The organism is Streptomyces botrytidirepellens, assembly GCF_003721215.1.
Lineage (GTDB): Bacteria > Actinomycetota > Actinomycetes > Streptomycetales > Streptomycetaceae > Streptomyces > Streptomyces himastatinicus.
Map to the genome: position 1 here is coordinate 25,557 of NZ_RIBZ01000031.1, position 16,710 is coordinate 42,266.

Sequence of the window (16,710 nt, forward strand, 5' to 3'; positions counted from 1 at the left end):
GCCTGACGGTGGCCTCCAGGGGCTGCACGCCCCTGTGGGTGCCGGGGAATCCGGTGGAGAACAAGGTAAGGAGCTCTCCTTGGTATGCGTCGCGCTCTTCATCGGGCTCGGGCGGGGGCTGCGTGCTGATCGGGGCGACCATGGGAAAGCACCGAGCGTAGGAAGCGATGGCAGGTGGGCCCGGATGCATGGGCGGTATGCGGACCGCGCCTGGCAGCCGGGCGCGGGGCGCCAGTCCGCCGTGCCCCAGGCCGTTGGACGGACCGTTCCGCAGTCGGAAGCGAACCGATAGGTGAAGCCGAACGCGGCGGTGGCGACTTGGCGGCATGTCCCGTCCGTCAGGCTCAGGCGGGGTGGGAGAGGCAGCGATTGAGACCCTGATTCCTCAGGGTGGAACACGTTGAACCATTCTTTTTCGCCACGCGGGATTTTTCCCATGAGGTAGAGGCATGACGGGCAGGATGCCATCACTATGGGGTAGCAGTCCGTAGACCCGGCACGTTCCAAAGAGACGACCTACGCCGCGACCAGTAACACACTCCTCCCGCTGTCCCAAGGTGTCTGCCTCGCTGCGCTTCTTCCGTCATCGCCAGTGTCTCCAGTTGGGGTATTCATGAATTTGCGCCCTATCCAAGTAAACCCCGAGCACGGGTTCAAGCTGGCCAGGTACGCGCTTCAGGCTTGTGAAAGACTCGTGGATTCCGCTCAGCTAACTGGCTCATTGGCCCTGCATGCACACAACGTCGTGTCTCGTACCATGGCCGACGTCAATCTGTCCACGCCATATTCGTTTACGCCCTCAATCATGCTTCCGGAGATCTTTCGTCAGGTACAGGGGGCCGACTTCGAAGTGCTGCGCCTGCATGCGCACTCATCCATGCATATAGAACTCACGGCCAGGGATCCGGACGGTAGCGACATTCGGCTGACCGTGACACAGCTGCCTCAGTCACAGCAGTCCAAGGTGGTCGAGGGCGTTCCGGTGGCCGGAAAGGTCGACTGCCTCAACCGGACGCTTCAGGCACTTTGCGGCAGGGAAGAAGCGAAAGACTACGTCGACGTGGCCGCGCTGGAGAAAAGCTTCACACCGGCCCGGTTCGACGAAATTACCGCGGACCTGCTGGCCGCCGAAGCCCGACGTGCCCGGGTAGAGCCCTACAAGCCGCACCTGGCTCTTTACAACAGGCTGGCAATGATAGTTCGGCAATCTCATCGGAGCCTGGAAAGCCTTGCCCCTGAGGGATGGTCGGCGGAAGATGTCTCGTCCCGCGTGATTGAGATGACGGCCAGGGTTCTCGCAAATGCCCCAGAACCTCCTTTGGAACCCGGGCAACAGCCCCCGCGGGCTCTGCTCGACGCCACCCATGCGCAGCTATCCGCCCTCCGGCTCGCCCTGGTGGTGGCAGAGTTTGACAGTCGTTTCGAAGGTGAAGTGGCCTTGCCGCCTCATTGGGGCCGCCTTGCTGAGTTCGTCGGCAAGCTCTCGCAGAGGCAGCAGCTTGAGCCCGAATCCACTCGCGTCGAGGCAGAGCTGGCGCGCCGACCGCACCCCCAACCTCCTTTGGCTCCGGCGACACACCCGCAAGGTCGTTCTCCTCGCTGACGAAGGACTTCGTCCCGGCACCAGCTGGATCGGGAACCAGCACAGGCAGCCGCTGGTGGAGACCCGGACAGTACGGCGACGCGACGTTCCCTCTACCCTGTGCTGACTCCTGTCCCACCAACTCCCGTCGCTGCCGGCCTTGACCTTAAGGAGCCTGGTTCATGTCCCCGCCCGAGGCCTACGATCTTGACCGTCTTCACGAGGGAAGCGACCGGCTCATCGAAGCGCTCCCCGACGACCTTCCTGCCGACATTGCAGCAGCTCTGCGCTCCCCTGGTGTCGCCGACTGGCTGCGGGCCCGGCCTTTTCAGGCAGTCACCGATTGGGAAGAGCTCCAAGGACAGGGCGACGGGGTGATCAGCGTGCCGCAGGAGTTCCTCGGCGCGCCCTTGCCTGCTGAAGTCACAGTGCGCGATGCGCAGCAGCTTCTGCTGCTGTATCAGCGGGTGCTGTTGAAGGGAACGGTCGACCAGCAGCGGCAGCTTCTTCACCCGCAACTGCTGGTCACTCTCTGGCCAGCCCTCAGCGACGAGCTGCCGAAACCGGTGGTGAGCGTGTGGGAGCAGCGCTTCCCCGTCCTGGCCTGAGGGCCTCTCCGTGACAGTGGTACCGCCGGAGACGGAGGCTTAAGGGGTGGTGCGCGGCGGCGTCGAGCGGGTCGAGGGCGCCCCGTAGGTCGTGGCACGCGCGCTCGAGGAACTCGTCGGCCGGGCGTGTGAGCGTCCGGCGGACCGTGCGGGGCGTGGCGGCGGCCAGTTGCCCAGCGGCAGGCGGGCCTCGTGCACGGTGTGGGCGGGGTGCCGGGACGGCGCCGCCGACAGCGCCACGGCATCCACCGGGCCGCATCTGCCCTGTTCCCTGTTCGCCGTGCGCCGTTTCTGGGCTGCCCCCTATGCCCGGGCGCGGACGGCGTGCGCCGCGGGGGGGTGCCCCGGGGAGCTTCTTACATGCGGCCGGGGCCTTGGGGACGGTGCTGTTGGTGCACGGCGGCTTGCTCCTGGCCGTGGCCGGCCGGGCGGTCGGAGTCGGGGCCGGGATTGTCGGCGGCCCGCTGTCGCTGCTGGTCCTGCATCTGTTGGATGCGCCTGCGGACCCCGTCCGGATCCCCACTCAGCGCCAGGTCCATAAGCTCCTCGAACTCCAGATCGTCCTGCTCGGACGCCTGGTTGAGCTGCTGGATGAACCGCTCCTTGCGCTCTTCGCTGAGGGGTGATGAGGGCCTGCGGCGGGCAGGGTCCAGGAGGTACGGACCCCGGGTGGCGGCCTCGCGGCGCTCCATCACCCCTGGTCCCGGTTCGGGGTCGGGGGTGACGGTCGGCATGAGGTCTTGGTAGCGCAGGACGAGGCCGGGGGTGGCGAGGGCGTCTAGGGTGGTGTCGCTGTAGTCGTGGCGGGCCACCACGAGGTGCTCGGCGCTGTGCGCCATGGCGAGCAGCGGCTGGCGGGCATCCGCGTCGCGCAGGACGTCGGCGTACGGCCAGGACGCCGGTGACGCTGCCAGCGGGCTGCAGCGCCGCCTCCTCGGCGGAGATGACCGCGCTGCGGACCCACGGCCGCAACTCGCGGACGAAGTCGCGCGCTTCGGAATGGAAGACGCGGGCCTCCACGATCGTCAGTTGCGCGCCAGTCTCGGCCGCCAGGCGCGCGCCGGCCGCGATGAGCATCTCCCGGCCGCCGCAGCCGGTGTCGTAGGTGATGCGTCCTCCCCCGGCGTCCACGATCGAGTCGACGATCTGCGCGATCCGTGGTGATCCAACGCGCTTCTGTCCACGTAATTCTTCCCTCTCGTCTCGGTCAGTGGTCGTTGCAGAAGATGGCGGAGGTCTTGCGACACCAGAGGCGCTGCCTGGTCTTGATGAGGCAGGCCCGCAGCCGGTGGGAGCGGTTCTCGGCGATGTTGTGCCCGTCGGCGGCGCCGATGTCGTGCAGGTCGCCGCTGTGCCGCCGGGTGGTTGCTGCCGAGTGGTGCCGGTGCCGGACGCCATCAGGGTGCTCAGCGCGAGGGCGGGTGCGGCTTCGCGGCCATGCGCATGCGCGTCGGCTGCATCCCGGTCCTCCTGCAGTGGCGGGGGCCGCGCGGGGAGGCAGTGGTCAGTTCTGCGGGCGGCGGAACCATTTGCCGACCTGAGCCTGGGAGAGGAGCACCACGAGAACGATCCCCAGCACGAGCTCGACGATCCCTGACGGGATACCACGTCCCAGGGCACCCAGGCCGAAAAGGATCATGCTCGATGCGCAGACGATCGCGATGGTCCTCGTCCAGGGCCCGGCACTGGCGAACCGCAGCGCGCAGACGAAGAGGCCGATGACCGGTAGCGAAGAGCCCAGCGCGGCACCCACCGCCTCGGGGCCCGACGCTGCCCCGGCGACCACCGTACTGAGCCCGACGAGCCCCGCAGCGACGTATGCCAGCACGCGCACGACGCGTACCGATCCCGGCATGGGCAAGGGCCCGGCGGGGTGTGATTGGTGGGGATTCGGCGGGTACGGAGTGTTCTGAAACTGCTGGTCAGCAGGCATGCGTTCAGTCCTGAAGTCGCGAGCGTGTGGGTGAGTGTCGCCGGGACGGCGCAGAGGTGAGCTGGCCATGCCGAAGGAAGCATGTGTGCCTGGATCGGTGTCGCTCACCGGAGTTCCTCATCTGACATCTGGCAGCCGCAGATGTGCCGCTGAGAAGATCGTGACCTCCCGAGAGGCACCGGAGCCGAGCAGCACGGCGCCGGAGCCAGGGCGTGGCACGGGGAGTTGCCGCTGCTTTCCGCCTCGCGGGACGGCCTCGTACGGGGCCCTGCGTGGTAGGAGAGCGATGTGAGATTCGCCGGGAGCCGACGGACGGTTCGGCCGCCGCCGCGGTATCACCGCATCACTCGCCGTTCGGCCCTGCTGGCGAGTTCGACCGCCAGTCCCTTCTGCGGCACTGTCCCGGAGGGGACCTCAACCGGAGGCCGGTCTGACATCCTCGCGGTCTATACGGCCGCAATGGAGCCGTAGTTGGCGCTGAGATTGATCACGGCGGGGCAGCGGTTCGGCGGCGGCGCGGCCTTTACGTTCAGCCCTCGCGCCGGGTGCTCCGAGCGGGCTTCGCACGCTCCCCCGCACACCGTAGTGCGCTCTGCCCTGACGGCTGATACAGGGAAAGGTTCGCGCTCAACCAATCCAGCGGGCGGGCTGCCCCGGTCCGTTCGAAGGGCTCTCAGATTGCGTCAGTGCATGAGACTTTCCCTGTTCGCATCCGCCGTACTGGCCGCGGCCCTGTTCCCGGTCGGCTCCGCCAGTGCTGCTCTGGCCGCGCCCGCCACCGCTCAAGCACCGACCGCGGTGACGGTGAGCTGCCGGGACGCCGTCGACGGGCTCTACTGCGGCTACGACCTCAGCGACGCGTACACGGACCGCGGCGACTCCGGTGCGAAGGTGATGGAGCTCCAGGCGCTGCTGATCTACCGGGGCTACTCGGTAGGCTCCACCGGCGTGGACGGCTACTTCGGAGCCGCCACGGAGTCCGCCGTGAGCGCTTCCAGACTGCGGAAAGGATCACTGCCGACGGCATCGTCGGCTCGACTACCTGGTACCGGCTCCGGAGCACCGTCTAATGCCGTATCAAGCAACGCTTGCCCTGTTGTGACGTGCCGCCCGGAATCGATCCGGGCGGCACGTCGTGCGACATGCTGCGAGGGTGGCTGAGCCTGTGCGGCTCGCACCCCACGTCAACGCCCCCGGGGCCGCGGTCGGGCGCTCGGTCCGGTTCTTCCGGGCACGGCCGGGGCGGAGGCAGGAGGGGCTCACTTGCCCTTGGCGGTGTCCTTCAGCTTGGAGCCCGCGGAGACCTTCACGCTGTAGCCGGCCGGGATCTCGATCGNTTCAGCTTGGAGCCCGCGGAGACCTTCACGCTGTAGCCGGCCGGGATCTCGATCGGCTCACCGGTCTGCGGGTTACGCGCGGTGCGAGCGGCACGGTGGGTGCGCTCGAAGCTCAGGAAGCCGGGAATGGTGATCTTCTCATCGCCCTTGGCGACGACCTCACCGGTCACCTCGGCCAGGGCCGACAGAACGGCGTCGGCGTCCTTGCGGGTCACCTCGGCGCGCTCGGACAGAGCGGCGACCAGCTCGCTGCGGTTCATGATCTTACTCTCCATATCTGCGGATCACCCCGGCCGTGTGAAGTGGCCAGGGGCACGTCGCGCAATCCTCCCACTGCTCTCTGACAGGGCCGTGTCGCCGGCGTGATGCCGCGAGCCGGGTGACAACCGGCCGGACGAAATGGCACCGGCGGAACCGCCCGACGCCCTCCCCCACCCTGATTCTGTATCGCCGGGACCTCGACGACCTTGGAACCGTCCTTTCTGACCCCGCACCGAGTTGAGAATCTCTTGCGCCCGTTCGGCTGTCAGCGGCGTGTGGGCGTCCGGGCGCACTCCAGCCTCAGCCACAGTCAGCGCAGGACTGCGGCGGCGCGCCAGGGCACGGCCGAACGGCGGCACCCACCACCGCCCTCAGGCTTTCCTCCATGTCTTGCTTCGTCACGGCCCAGCTGCCCGGGGCGCAGGACCGCTGGTGCCGTCCACGACCCGCACCCGCCCACGGTGCCGCACGCGAAGCCTGTTCAGCCATCAGCCCCGCTCCCCCGGCCCCCGGTCCCGCCCGAGGGCGATGTACTTTGCCTGGCCTGTCGAGCCGGTCGTGGTGACGGCGAGACCACGGAGCAGGGCTGGAGTAGGGGCCCGGGACACCGCATCATCCGCGTGAAGTTGTCCCCTGGGCCCGTGCTCGGGCGGCCTGCGTCATCGTCCGGTACCAGCCCTCCGGGGGGAGGGCTGCTCGTCATGGACGCGCGCGATCGCCAGCAGAAAGACTTCCGCAATCAGGGCCAGCGCACCCACTGCGAGGACGAGTGCCAGGTACACGCTGCCGTCGAGAGCGGCCGCGGCATGGATCGCGAGCCGGGCCCGAGTCGATGGGCTGCCGTCGAAGGGCTTCGGGCCTTGGTCGGGTGGGTCAGCCGGTGCGCGCGGCGATCAGCCGGGCTCGGGTGTAGGTGGTCGATCCGGCTCGCGGAGTGTCACGCAGCAGGTCCAACAGCCCTCGGGGCGGCTGGAGGGCCTGCTGTTCCATGGCCGGTGCGCAGATGTCGTCCAGGAGCCGGTCCACCAGCTGGGCCAGGGTGTGGCAGCCGGTGCCGGAGCAGCCCCATCCCACTGCCCGTCCTTCCTGTTCGGGAGCGAACCACAGCATGCCGTCCTCGGTGCGTATCCAGCAGGCGGTGTCGCTGAGTATGAGGGCTGCGAGCGGGGCGTGGGTGGGCAGGCGCTGCAGGGCGTAGGTGTACACAGTCCCGGGGCGGCCGAGGCGGTAAAGCGCCGGGACGCCGGTGACCGGATCCTGCAGCAGTACCTCGGTTCTCCGGTCGCTGAAGGATTCCAGCAGTTCCTTCTCCAGGACGGTCGGGGCCTGGATCCGGTCGTCTGCCACCAGGCGCTGTGCCCACTCGTGGGCGGTTGGGCAGACCGTGGGCCGGGCCGTCGCCGAGGCGCCGGTGTGCCAGTCCCTGCCCGCCCCCCACCGCTGGGCGACGTCGGCGGCGCGGTAGGCGAGGTGATCGCGGCGTTCTGTGATGGCCAGCCATCCCGCCCGGCGCACCATCTCTGGCAATTCCCGGTCCTCCTCGCGGCGCAGTTCGGTCGGCACCGCGCCCAGGACCAGGTGGGCGCCGTCGCCGCCAGCCGCCGCGTTCTGGTGCAGCTCGCTGATGTGGCGGGTGACCGCGGCGTGGTCACGGCTGCGGATCTGCCGGGCCAGGTGCCGGCACAGCCGGGCGGCTGGGGAGCCGTCCGGCTCCTCCGCGGCGAGTTCGGCCAGCGCCGCGACGGGGTTGGTCACGTGGCAGGCCGGGACCACCGCGGGCGGGGCGCCGGGCCGCCATGCGGTGATCGCATCGCGGTCCCGCAGTGCGGCGAACCAGTACGGGGGCCGGTGCCCCAGCACGGCCGCCAGCCGCTGCCAGGTCGTGTCGTACTGGTTCGCTTGGTCTCCGTCTCCCTGCTCGCCGACGATGTCCCGTGCAACCAGCTGGGGCACGGAAGGGTGGGCTGTCTGGGGTGCCGACTGTGCCAGCACCACACACGCGTACCGGTCGGCGACGCGGTGACCGTGTTTGCGGTGCAGGGCGCTGGTCACCGCCCGGACACTGCCGTTGCCATCGTGCAGCGAGTGCGCCAGGCCCACTCCGCCCTGGCTGGTCGTCCACCGCAGCACGACGTAGCCGTCGACGCACTCTGCCTGGTCGAAGACCGCCGTCTGCCCCGTGGCCGCCTGCGACAGCCACGGCGCTTCACCGCTGTCGTCCAACAACCCCATGGTTTCCTCCCCGAACGATCGGGCGTCTCTCTGCCCGACCGGCCAGGGCCGGGGCATCGCGCGCCGATTTGCAGCATGTCCTCATCCTCAGGGGATCACGCGCGAACGACAGTCCGGAGGGGGCTCGCCCATGGCGGGCCGCGTAGCGGGTGCCGCGGCGGCAACGGCCGTGAGCGCAGAAACGTCTGGGGGTGGAGTCGGCTGCCCGGCCTGGTCGGTCTGTGTCAGCGTCCGAGCGGAATCTCCGCGAGCGTCTGCCAGGTGATGGTCTTGGCCCCGCTGTCGGCGGTGACGTCGACGAGGCGCACTTTGTCGATGTGCAGGCAGGCATGCCCTGGACGGACGCTGCGAAGGAGGCGCTGAGCTTCGTCGGAGTCCGCTTCTGCTTGAGCGTAGGAGATCGTGAGGTGCTGGACGCCCCAGGGATACTGAACGGCTCTCTCGCCGCGGACGGCCCGGATAGCGCCGCGGACGCGGCGGTGGAGGGAGGTGAGCTCCTCGTCCGGGTGAAGGTCGGCGATCACTCCGTACCGCGAGGACAGCAGTGAACCGACCGTGATGTCGAAGGGCTCGGCGTCGCCCAGCGCCTCGGTGAGCTCGGCGGTCAGCGTGTCGCGTTCGTACTGAGTGATCCGCGAGGTGGGTTCGTCGGTGATCTGGTCGAGAGTGATGTGGAGCCAGGGGTCCTGTACGTGGCTGAGGGGAAAGCCGCGGAGCACATCCCAAGCACCGCGAACGAGTTCGGCGACCTCGGGATGCTGCGCGAGCTCCACGGTGATGTACACGTGCAGAAGGGACGGAGAGTGCTCCCTCTCCCACACGGCCTGCCCTCGCCGGAAAGTGAACGGCTCCATAACCAGAAGGACCTGGCCAGTCAGGCCGAGCCGATGGAGGGCCCGATGTGCGGTGTCGCAGAGTGCTGTGCATGCCGGTACTGCTGTTCGGTGGCGAGGGCGTCTGCGCGGGGGGCGATAGCTGCGGGCGCGCGGGAGCGCTGGCAGATCTGGGCAGCGATACGCGCGGTGCGCGCGGCTATGCCGTCGGGCTTGGAGGGGGGCAGGTCCACCACGCGCTCGAGCGCTTTCATTGCGCGCGTGCCCACCAGGAGGCTGACGAGGAGGTCATCGTGCCGGCGCTTGACGTTGTGGAACTCGGTGCGAGCGTGCTCGACGTGCTCAGTGGTCATCGGAACGCTTCCAGACTCCCGATACCCACTGTTCAGGCGGCTCTGACGGGCTCCTAGTTCCCGTTGTGCATCACCGACCGCCTGGAGGGCCCGCTCGTAGGTGCCACTGTCGAGACCGGAGTTGTGGATCAGTTTCTCCCGCAGCAAGTGCAGTCCGCTGGTGCCGACGGCGTGTGGGAAGAGGTGGTGCATCGCGTCGCGGGTCAGCTGCCGCTGCTCGTTCAGGGCCTGGTCGACGGCATTCACCTCCTCCATGTATGCCTCTTGGATCGCCTCTGCCGTGCGGGGCCGGCCACCCGGGTCCGGCAACAAGGGCGGTTCGGTGGCGATTCTCGCGGCCATTTGCTTGGCTGCGTCGGCGGCTACTTCGGCCTCGGCCAGGACAGTCGCGTGCATCAGCAGGGCGTGGCGGCTGTTCAGTTCGTTCAGGTGCTTTTGGCAGGCGGTGTGCCAGTGCTGGAAGTAGGGGGGCGGCTGACCGTGTTTGGAGGTGACTTCGGTGAGGGTGACGCTCATCTGCACCAGTTGTTCCATGCTTTCCGCGGCTTCCTGGTGGCCTGTGGGAGAGATGAGCCGCCACGCTGCGGCGGCCTCAAGGTCGGTAAGTATCTTGGGGTAGCCGGGCAGCGCCGGGCGCGGTTGCGGAGCGAGGGCCGCGGTGGGGGTGGTGTCGCCTTCGGCGAGTGCCTCGGTGAGGGCTTCGCGGGCGTCGGCCATAAGGTCCTGATCTGCACCGGGAAGGCGGCCGATGTGAGCGAGGTGCTGCAGGTATGTGCGAACGGCCTGGTGTACGGGGTGCTGCGGGTCGGGGCGCGCAGCGGCTGCGGCGGCGGTTTCGGGCAGGCGGGTGGCCAGGTGATCGAGGATGCGGTGCGCGGCCGTCTCGGCCCGGCCCTGGAGCTGGCCAGTTTCGGGGCCGGAGGTGAGCCGGGCCAGGCGGCGGAAGGCTTCGAGGAGTGAGGGGATTTCGGCTTCTTCGGGGGCTTGGACCAGCGCCAGGGCGTCGAGGATTTCCTGGGCGGCGGCACGCAGCTTGTCGGGGCCTTCGGGCTGGGGCGCGGTGTACTGAGCGGCCAGTTGGGTGAGCACGGTATCGGAGGGGACGGTGCCCAGAGCGAGAGCCCAGATCTGGCCGCCGCGCTGCCAGGAGGCGATGGCTGGAGTTTGGGGACGGTCCATACCCGTGTGGTTGGTGAGCGGGACAAAGCGGATGCGGTGATCGAGCCATTCAGCGGCCTCGGCGGCCATCGCGTCCTGCACGAGGGCGGTGAGGCGCCGCGTTGCCTCGGCTGGGGCTTGGGCGGCCGTCGCGAGGACGTTTTCGGCATCGGCCATGAGTGCGTGGGCAGGCAGCGGTTGCCAGGTCTTCCCGCCATCGGTGCTGACCTGCGCGGCCACGCTGCGGTTCTGCTCGCGTTCGTGGGTGAGGTACCAGCGGGTTGCCAGGACGGGGTCGTGGATCAGCAGTGAGGGGCCTGACTCGCCTGGCCACCAGGGGTTGGTGTAGGTGCTGGACAGGGCGTACAGGCGGTCGGTGTCGGGCATGTGCGGTCTCTCCCTGGCCCCTGGGCGGTGTGCTGCTCCGTGGCTGGGATCCAGGCTGTCGGGCCGTAGAGGAGCCCCGGGCGATGCGCGCTCATAATTCCCAAGCGTCGGGACGAGAGTTGCCTGACCGCTCCGCAGGGCGGTCCAGCCACCGGCAGGGTGTGACCGAGCGGGTCGTCGAGCTCTCGCTTCAGGGACGCTGCCCGGGGGTAGGACTGGCCCGACGGGAAGAAGAGTTGTGATGGCGCGGGAGGATCCGGACTGCGCGCAGTGCGGTCCGCGGCGGCTCTGGGACGAGGTGTGCGCGGTCTGGGGCTGATGGGACCGGCACGGGCGGCCGGGCCGTATCCGGTTCGGCATGAGCGCCGACCGCGGCGGCGCCTGCCGCCTCTGGCTCGACAGCCCCGCCACTCCCCTGCCCGACCGGGCTACTGCGGGCCGGCCGATCCCAGGGTGACGCACTCGGTGACGGGGGTGACGGGCGGGTGACGCACTCGGTGACGCACTCTGAACTCGCCATATTCCATCTGACCTGCTGTTTCTGTCCTTGCATGGGGGCGGGTGACGCGGATGACGCACTTTCCGGGTAACCCTCTACCCCCTATTTCTTCCTGTTTTTTCTTCGTAGAGAGATAGGGGAAAAGTGCGTCACCTGCGTCACCCCTCATGTGAGAAAGGAGAAATCCCCAGGTCAGAGTGGGTTTGTGGGATCGGGAGTGCGTCACCGAGTGCGTCACCCGGTGCGTCACCGATCCGGAAGTGCGTCACCGGGCGGCGCGGGGGCGCGCGCCGCGGGGCCCGGGTTTCGCATGATGTACTGCGAGGCTGAACGCCGCCGGTCTTCCACACCGCGAGCAGTTGTCCGTACGCGGCGTCAAAGCCCGAAGCCGGGTGCGTGGTCCAGGGCGAGGACGGTGGCGCTGTCCCGGCCGGCCGGGATGTCGAGGGTGTAGACCATCAGCACCCGCTCGGGGTCGGCGGCGAAGGCGGCTGCGGCCCGGGAGGGCGAGAAACACTGGCCGAAGTCTTCGACCAGCTCGGCGACCTCAGCGGTGCCCTCCTCACCGTCTCGTGCAGCTGCTATCGCCTCGTCACCTCGGCAGCATGCCAATCCGCAGCAGGACATACCGGGCGCGCCGCCGCTCGCCAGCCGTGACGGGCCGTGCCGTCTTCGGGGGCCAAACGGTCAAGGCCGCTTCCTGCGGTCCTTTGCCTTCGGTGAGTATCTCCAACCTGCTGGATCTGTCGGCCTTTCAGGCGTTCCGCTGGAACCCCGTTGCCGGGGCCCCGCACCGTGCTGCGCGGGGCCCCCGGCAACGGTTTCAGCCGGTCGGTGTGTCTGTCTGGGTGGAGATCTGCAGGGGACGGCCGGACTTGGTGCGCGGCAGTTTGCGGACGTCGACCCCACGGCGGCGTAGCGCGGGGGCGGCGCGCTGCAGGCGGGCGGACAGGACGGCCGGGGTGCGCGGCCAGTCCTTCTCTTTGTCGGTGTTGGGCGGCACCTCAAGTTCGTTGAGGAGTTGGGACGCCTGGCCTTCCCAGGTCCAGGGGGTGAGGCGGCTGGTGGCCCAGCGCAGGACGGAGGTTGCCACCGGGTCGCCCTCGATGACGTCGTCGACGAGGTCTTCTTGCGCTCCGGTGTAGGTGTCAAGGGTGTGCCAGCCGGTGACCTCGTCCAGCGCCCAGAGCATCTCGGCCCAGTCCGCCATGCGTGGGCGTTCGGCGAGTTTGTCGGAGGCTTCCGGGAGCTTGGCCCACACCAGGGCGGCCAGTTCGAGCAGCCCTCCGAGGATCTCGGGGTGGGAGCTGTGGTACGCCTCCCACAGGCGGCGCTCGGTGCGCCGGTTCTTGCCGGTGATGGGTTCGAGCTGGATGGGCAGCATCCGCTCGGCCAGGTCGCCTTGCAGGACGCCCATTTCGATGCTGGTCAGCAGTACCGGACGCCGGTAGACCAGGATCGCCACCTCGTCGTCGGAGTACAGCTCCCGCTTGGTCAGGGCGTCTCCGGTGACCGCGCGGGAGAGGAAGTCGCTGAGCCAGCCTGGCATGCCCGAGAGGTTGTCCAGTGCCAGGCACCACCCGGCCGCTGTGGTCACCGCGAGGTCGTCCTCGCTTTTTGGCACGGACCGCAGGTGGGCTTTGCTGCCGTCGACGAGGCGCACCATCATCCGGCACAGGGTCGATTTGCCGGTGCCCTGCTCGCCGAGGATCCCGGCGAGCGGGCGCGGCATGTCCGGGCGCAGCGCGGCCATGCACCAGGCGACGACCATCGGGTAGGACTCGGCACTCACCGGCAGGATCCGGCGTAGTAGTTCAATCCCGTGCTGCCAGCCGGTGGAGGACCGTTCGGGGACGGGGAGCTCGTGTACCAGACGGCTGCGCCGCCATAGCGGGCCCTCGCCGTGCTGGGGAATGAGCACCGCCCAGCTGCCGCGTTCGATGCACACGGAGAGTCCGTCGCTTCGTCCCAGGTCGAGCCAGGTCGTCCACTGGTCGACCTGGTCTCCGGCGACCCGCAGGTGTACGTCCTGGCTCTCGCTGTCCATGGCCATCGCTTCCAGTGCGGCGATCGCGTCGGCGATGCTGCCCTGGGCGGGGGTGCGTCCGGTGCTGAGGACGTATTCGCGGATCAGGCATTGGCGCAGGGACCCGGTGCCTCCGCCGCCGCCTTTGGAGCGGATGGGGCGGGCGATGGGGCCGCCGCCGATCTGTACCGCGTAGATGGTCTGGTCGCTGCGCACGAAGCGGTATCCGGTCTCGCCGATCGTCCGCAGGATGTCGGCCTGCCGGGGGCGGCCGCTGTCGGATTCGCGTTCCTCTCTTTGCGGTAGGTGCGCGGTCATCGCGTCCGCGGCCTGGGCGGCGCGGGGGTAGGCGGCGGACTCGTGCTGTTCCTCGCGATCGGCGGTGGGGGCGGGCACGGTGCGCTGGGTGGTCGTCTCGGTCATGTCGGGGCCCCAATCCGGCGTGGCACCCGGGAGCCGGCCTCGAGCGCCCGGCGGATCGTGGACTGGGCCTTGGTCTCGTGCGGGTCGATCCCGGCGGCCTGGGCCGCCTCGGTCAGGGCCTGGTGTACGTCGTCACGGTTCACCAGTCCGGCCCCGACCAGCTGTCCGAGGCTGAACGCGCTTTTGTTCAGCTGGTCGTTGCGGCCGCTGCGGCACGCGGCGACGGCCTCCAGTTCCTCTCGTACGGCGGTGGCGACGTAGCCGCGTCCGGCCGCGAAGTCCGGCAGGTTCGGGCGGGCGAGCGGCTGACGCAGCGGGGTGCGGCGCTTGAGTCCGGTCCGCGCGAGGTCGTTGGCGAGCCAGCGCGGCAGCGGCGCGGGCGTCCGGCAGGCCCCCTCGGGCATGTAGAGGCCGTCGCGGGTGCGGGTGCCGGGGGCGACCGCGTAGGACCGGTCGGCGCGGATGTCGATCTGCCAGCCCAGGCGTCCGCGGCTGTCCATGCACCATTGGCTGCCGTCGGCGACGGCGTACCACAGGTGCAGGCCCCCGCTGGGGGTGCGAACGCTGAACGTCTCGGGGGACTCGGTGAGCAGCGGCGCGCGGCGCAGGGAGCACAGCAGGTCGAGTGCGTCGAGTCCGGAGCGGATCGACTGAGGGTCGAGGTCGTCGGGCAGGTCGAGGCCCGGCAGGATCTTCTCCGGATCCGGCGGTGTCGACTGGTGCAGGTCGAGGTCGACGATCAGCAAGTTGGACGGTCCGGCGGCGATGCCGATGCCGTATGCCGGGTTCTCACTCCACCACTGGTCGATCAGGGCCAGGTCCGTGGTGGCGGCCCGCACGCCGTGGCAGTGGCGGCCTGCCGCGATGCACCGGCATTCCTCGACCTTGTGCGGGATGTAGTCCGGGTTGGGCTGCCCGGCGATCGTCTCGCGGCAGCGCGCGCAGTTCGCCGGCGGGATCTTCAGGCCGGGGGCGAGCGGGTGGACGAACCAGCCCTGCTCGGCGCACCAGCGGGCGAAGTGGCGGGGCGAGGCACGGCCCGGGCTCCCGAGGTGGGGGGATGGGGTTCTGGCCATCACAGAGTCCTTTTTCCGCCGTGTTGCGTGCGGCTCCGCCCTCTCGCCCCGTACGCCGACATCCCATCGGCGGCGCCTCCCCAGTACAGTGGAGGGCGTGCCCGGGGTGACCCGGGCCGGGGTGATGCGGGCGGAGCGCATCACGGCTTGATCGGGAAGGATTCGCGGCACCTTTAGCGAGGAGAGAGCGCGAGGCCTTCTTGTGGCCCGGGACTACGGTCCCGGGCCGCTTCCATGTCACGCCGCGACCGGGGCCGACGGCTTCGGGGCCGGCGGCTTGAAGGGAACCGGCTGATGTCCCTTGGCGCGCCGCAGCGCAGCGACCCGCTTTTCGGGAAGCTCCGTCAGGACGTTGGGCAGGTCGGACAGCAGGCACCAGGGCGGAATGTTCCAATGGCCGGCAAGCAGGCCGAGTTCGGGCACACTCCACTGGGTGGTGCCTTTCTGGCGGCGCGTGACCAGCCTGCCGGGCATCCCGAGGGCGCGCCCCAGGTCGGTGTGCGTCTCGCAGGTCAAGGTCAGGACTTCCTTGATGACCCTGCGAAGCCTCACTTCGACGGGCTCGTCTCGGTCGGTCATTACCCCTCCCGTGTAGCAGCGGACCCAATTGAGGCGCCCAAGCGCCTTTTTTATGCAGTTCGGGCCGACCATACATCACACAGAGCTACTTTTTGCGTACCGGGCTCCCACGCGTGTGACCTGGGTATTCACCCGCTCCCGCCGTCTGGTTGACGGGTGCGCGGGCCGATCCCTCGTGCGGGTCAGCCGTCTGCGTCACGGGACGAACGGTCAGTTGGTGGGCGGCCGTTCGTGTTCGCGACGGGCGTCTTCCAGGATCTGCCGCCAGGAGGCGACGTTGGGTCTGCGGCGCAGCAATTTTCGGCGCTCTTTGTCGGTCATGCCGCCCCAAACGCCCCACTGGATGCGGTTGTCGAGGGCGTCGGCCAGGCACTCGGTGCGTACCGGGCATTCCGTGCAGACTGCCTTGGCCCGGTTCTGACCGGTACCGTCCGCGAACAACTCGTCCGGGTCTGCGCTGAGGCAGGCCGCATGCTCACTCCAGTGGTCCCTCGCTCTCCTCATCTCTTCCCTCCCCCCATGGCGGCTTGGCGACAGCAACGAGCCTATTGCGCAGGTCACGGCCGCTGCGGTGCGGGGCGCGGCGGCCGGGCGGCTGCGCCTCCCGGTGCAGGGCGTTTCCTGCGCCGGAAGGGTGTCACCACGGTGCCAGGACGGGTTGGTGGCTGGCCGGGCTCGGCAGTGAACGTTCCGCCGGGCGGGGCGGCCGGGGCTGCGGATGATCTCCGGGTCGCGCAGCGCGGGATGGGGGAGGAGGCGCGACACGCGGTGTCGTCATGGCACGATCGGCTGGCTGTGCGCTGCTACCGTGCGGGTGGACAGGGCTGTACGGCGGCCCGACCGCCTGCGTTGTTTCCCGGCTATTCGCGACGCGTTCCCTGGCGGCAAAATGCGGCCACGGCCAGTCCTCACCTTCAGCGCCCAGGACGACTCCTGCAGGGCTGCGGTGCCGGGACGCACGGCCTTGCCGATACGGAGTACGCCGTGGCCTCGACCATCACCCAGCGCCGCACGCGCGCCCGCCGTCTCTACACCGGCGAACCGCACGCCACCGCCCTGAACGAAGTACGGCGCCACGCAGATGTCCTTCCCGCGGCGTCCACCCGTGCCCAGCAAGACCTTGAAATGCGTGTCCTAGCCGCGCTCGTCAGCGATTTCGGCGTGCACTGCCCCGGGGACGACGGTCCTTTCGCTCTGCGCTGGGTCGGCCCGCGCGAGGACTCGCTCGTCCTGGCCGCCGCCGAGGCCCACCGGGAGCGCGTGATGCGGTCTCTGCTCGCTGCGGGCGGTGCCGACGCCGTCCAGGGGGCGCCGCCCGGTCCCGGGCAGAAGTGGATCACCCTGGCTGGTCCGTCCGGTGGCACCCTGCTGCTTCCCCGGGACCACGGCCCGGCCCTGCGCCGGGCCGTGGAGGAGCTGGCCG

The 16,710-nt window shown here is 69.3% G+C and carries 15 protein-coding genes and 1 pseudogene; 5 read left to right on the plus strand and 11 right to left on the minus strand.

What is annotated here, in order from left to right; translation table 11 throughout:
* Window positions 1-757: 757 nt before the first annotated feature.
* Both EEJ42_RS50140 and EEJ42_RS02135 read left to right on the plus strand, forming a co-directional pair.
* Window positions 758-1,603, plus strand: coding sequence for a hypothetical protein (locus EEJ42_RS50140; protein WP_148081820.1), 846 nt, complete (start codon window positions 758-760; stop codon window positions 1,601-1,603).
* 161 nt (window positions 1,604-1,764) lie between these two features.
* Window positions 1,765-2,190, plus strand: coding sequence for a hypothetical protein (locus EEJ42_RS02135; protein ID WP_123098330.1), 426 nt, complete (start codon window positions 1,765-1,767; stop codon window positions 2,188-2,190).
* A gap of 356 nt (window positions 2,191-2,546) precedes the next feature.
* Here EEJ42_RS02135 and EEJ42_RS52245 read toward each other — a convergent pair whose 3' ends face one another.
* A complete protein-coding gene (locus EEJ42_RS52245; RefSeq protein WP_246095967.1) occupies window positions 2,547-3,029 on the minus strand; it encodes a hypothetical protein in 483 nt (160 codons plus the stop codon).
* Between EEJ42_RS52245 and EEJ42_RS52250 the strand changes: the two genes are divergently transcribed.
* Window positions 3,028-3,354 (plus strand): hypothetical protein, encoded by a 327-nt coding sequence (locus EEJ42_RS52250; protein WP_246095968.1) that lies wholly within the window; start codon window positions 3,028-3,030, stop codon window positions 3,352-3,354. The genes EEJ42_RS52245 and EEJ42_RS52250 overlap by 2 nt on opposite strands.
* Before the next feature lie 340 nt (window positions 3,355-3,694).
* Here EEJ42_RS52250 and EEJ42_RS50145 read toward each other — a convergent pair whose 3' ends face one another.
* Window positions 3,695-4,231, minus strand: a complete 537-nt coding sequence (locus EEJ42_RS50145; RefSeq protein WP_148081821.1) for a hypothetical protein — start codon at window positions 4,229-4,231, stop codon at window positions 3,695-3,697.
* A gap of 582 nt (window positions 4,232-4,813) precedes the next feature.
* On the opposite strand from EEJ42_RS50145, the gene EEJ42_RS02150 reads away from it, so the two are divergent.
* On the plus strand, window positions 4,814-5,284 hold the full coding sequence (locus EEJ42_RS02150; protein ID WP_246095969.1) for a peptidoglycan-binding domain-containing protein: 471 nt from the start codon (window positions 4,814-4,816) through the stop codon (window positions 5,282-5,284).
* A gap of 145 nt (window positions 5,285-5,429) precedes the next feature.
* Here EEJ42_RS02150 and EEJ42_RS02155 read toward each other — a convergent pair whose 3' ends face one another.
* From EEJ42_RS02155 to EEJ42_RS02195, 9 genes are all read right to left on the minus strand, one after another.
* Entirely contained in the window at window positions 5,430-5,720 is a 291-nt protein-coding gene (locus tag EEJ42_RS02155; protein ID WP_123098341.1) for an HU family DNA-binding protein, read from the minus strand.
* Window positions 5,721-6,594: 874 nt separating this feature from the next.
* Window positions 6,595-7,953 carry a hypothetical protein gene (locus EEJ42_RS02160; RefSeq protein ID WP_148081822.1) on the minus strand — a complete coding sequence of 453 codons (1,359 nt, stop codon included), beginning with the start codon at window positions 7,951-7,953 and terminating at the stop codon, window positions 6,595-6,597.
* Between the two features lie 224 nt (window positions 7,954-8,177).
* Entirely contained in the window at window positions 8,178-8,738 is a 561-nt protein-coding gene (locus EEJ42_RS02165; protein WP_184502895.1) for a 2'-5' RNA ligase family protein, read from the minus strand.
* An 89-nt stretch (window positions 8,739-8,827) separates the two neighbouring features.
* Window positions 8,828-10,684, minus strand: coding sequence for a type 2 periplasmic-binding domain-containing protein (locus EEJ42_RS02170; protein WP_123098334.1), 1,857 nt, complete (start codon window positions 10,682-10,684; stop codon window positions 8,828-8,830).
* Window positions 10,685-11,558: 874 nt separating this feature from the next.
* Window positions 11,559-11,795: a hypothetical protein gene (locus EEJ42_RS02175; protein WP_123098335.1), complete on the minus strand. Its 237-nt coding sequence runs from the start codon at window positions 11,793-11,795 to the stop codon at window positions 11,559-11,561.
* Window positions 11,796-12,006: 211 nt separating this feature from the next.
* Window positions 12,007-13,632 (minus strand): hypothetical protein, encoded by a 1,626-nt coding sequence (locus tag EEJ42_RS02180; RefSeq protein ID WP_123098336.1) that lies wholly within the window; start codon window positions 13,630-13,632, stop codon window positions 12,007-12,009.
* A complete protein-coding gene (locus tag EEJ42_RS02185) occupies window positions 13,629-14,708 on the minus strand; it encodes a bifunctional DNA primase/polymerase (RefSeq protein WP_246095970.1) in 1,080 nt (359 codons plus the stop codon). The genes EEJ42_RS02180 and EEJ42_RS02185 overlap by 4 nt, the downstream gene beginning before the upstream one ends.
* 237 nt (window positions 14,709-14,945) lie before the next feature.
* A complete protein-coding gene (locus tag EEJ42_RS02190) occupies window positions 14,946-15,287 on the minus strand; it encodes a hypothetical protein (protein WP_246095971.1) in 342 nt (113 codons plus the stop codon).
* A 210-nt stretch (window positions 15,288-15,497) separates the two neighbouring features.
* A complete protein-coding gene (locus EEJ42_RS02195) occupies window positions 15,498-15,791 on the minus strand; it encodes a WhiB family transcriptional regulator (protein ID WP_123098338.1) in 294 nt (97 codons plus the stop codon).
* A gap of 480 nt (window positions 15,792-16,271) precedes the next feature.
* On the opposite strand from EEJ42_RS02195, the pseudogene EEJ42_RS02200 reads away from it, so the two are divergent.
* Window positions 16,272-16,710 (plus strand): annotated as a pseudogene (locus EEJ42_RS02200) (hypothetical protein); the annotation flags it as partial.

Coding starts and splice junctions, on each gene's coding strand:
- EEJ42_RS50140 (WP_148081820.1), top strand. CDS start 758: ATGGCCGACGTCAATCTGTCCACGCCATATTCGTTTACGCCCTCAATC.
- EEJ42_RS02135 (WP_123098330.1), top strand. CDS start 1,765: ATGTCCCCGCCCGAGGCCTACGATCTTGACCGTCTTCACGAGGGAAGC.
- EEJ42_RS52250 (WP_246095968.1), top strand. CDS start 3,028: ATGGCGAGCAGCGGCTGGCGGGCATCCGCGTCGCGCAGGACGTCGGCG.
- EEJ42_RS52245 (WP_246095967.1), bottom strand. CDS start 3,029: ATGGCGCACAGCGCCGAGCACCTCGTGGTGGCCCGCCACGACTACAGC.
- EEJ42_RS02150 (WP_246095969.1), top strand. CDS start 4,814: ATGAGACTTTCCCTGTTCGCATCCGCCGTACTGGCCGCGGCCCTGTTC.
- EEJ42_RS02160 (WP_148081822.1), bottom strand. CDS start 7,953: ATGGGGTTGTTGGACGACAGCGGTGAAGCGCCGTGGCTGTCGCAGGCG.
- EEJ42_RS02170 (WP_123098334.1), bottom strand. CDS start 10,684: ATGCCCGACACCGACCGCCTGTACGCCCTGTCCAGCACCTACACCAAC.
- EEJ42_RS02180 (WP_123098336.1), bottom strand. CDS start 13,632: ATGACCGAGACGACCACCCAGCGCACCGTGCCCGCCCCCACCGCCGAT.
- EEJ42_RS02185 (WP_246095970.1), bottom strand. CDS start 14,708: ATGGCCAGAACCCCATCCCCCCACCTCGGGAGCCCGGGCCGTGCCTCG.
- EEJ42_RS02190 (WP_246095971.1), bottom strand. CDS start 15,287: ATGACCGACCGAGACGAGCCCGTCGAAGTGAGGCTTCGCAGGGTCATC.
- EEJ42_RS02195 (WP_123098338.1), bottom strand. CDS start 15,791: ATGAGGAGAGCGAGGGACCACTGGAGTGAGCATGCGGCCTGCCTCAGC.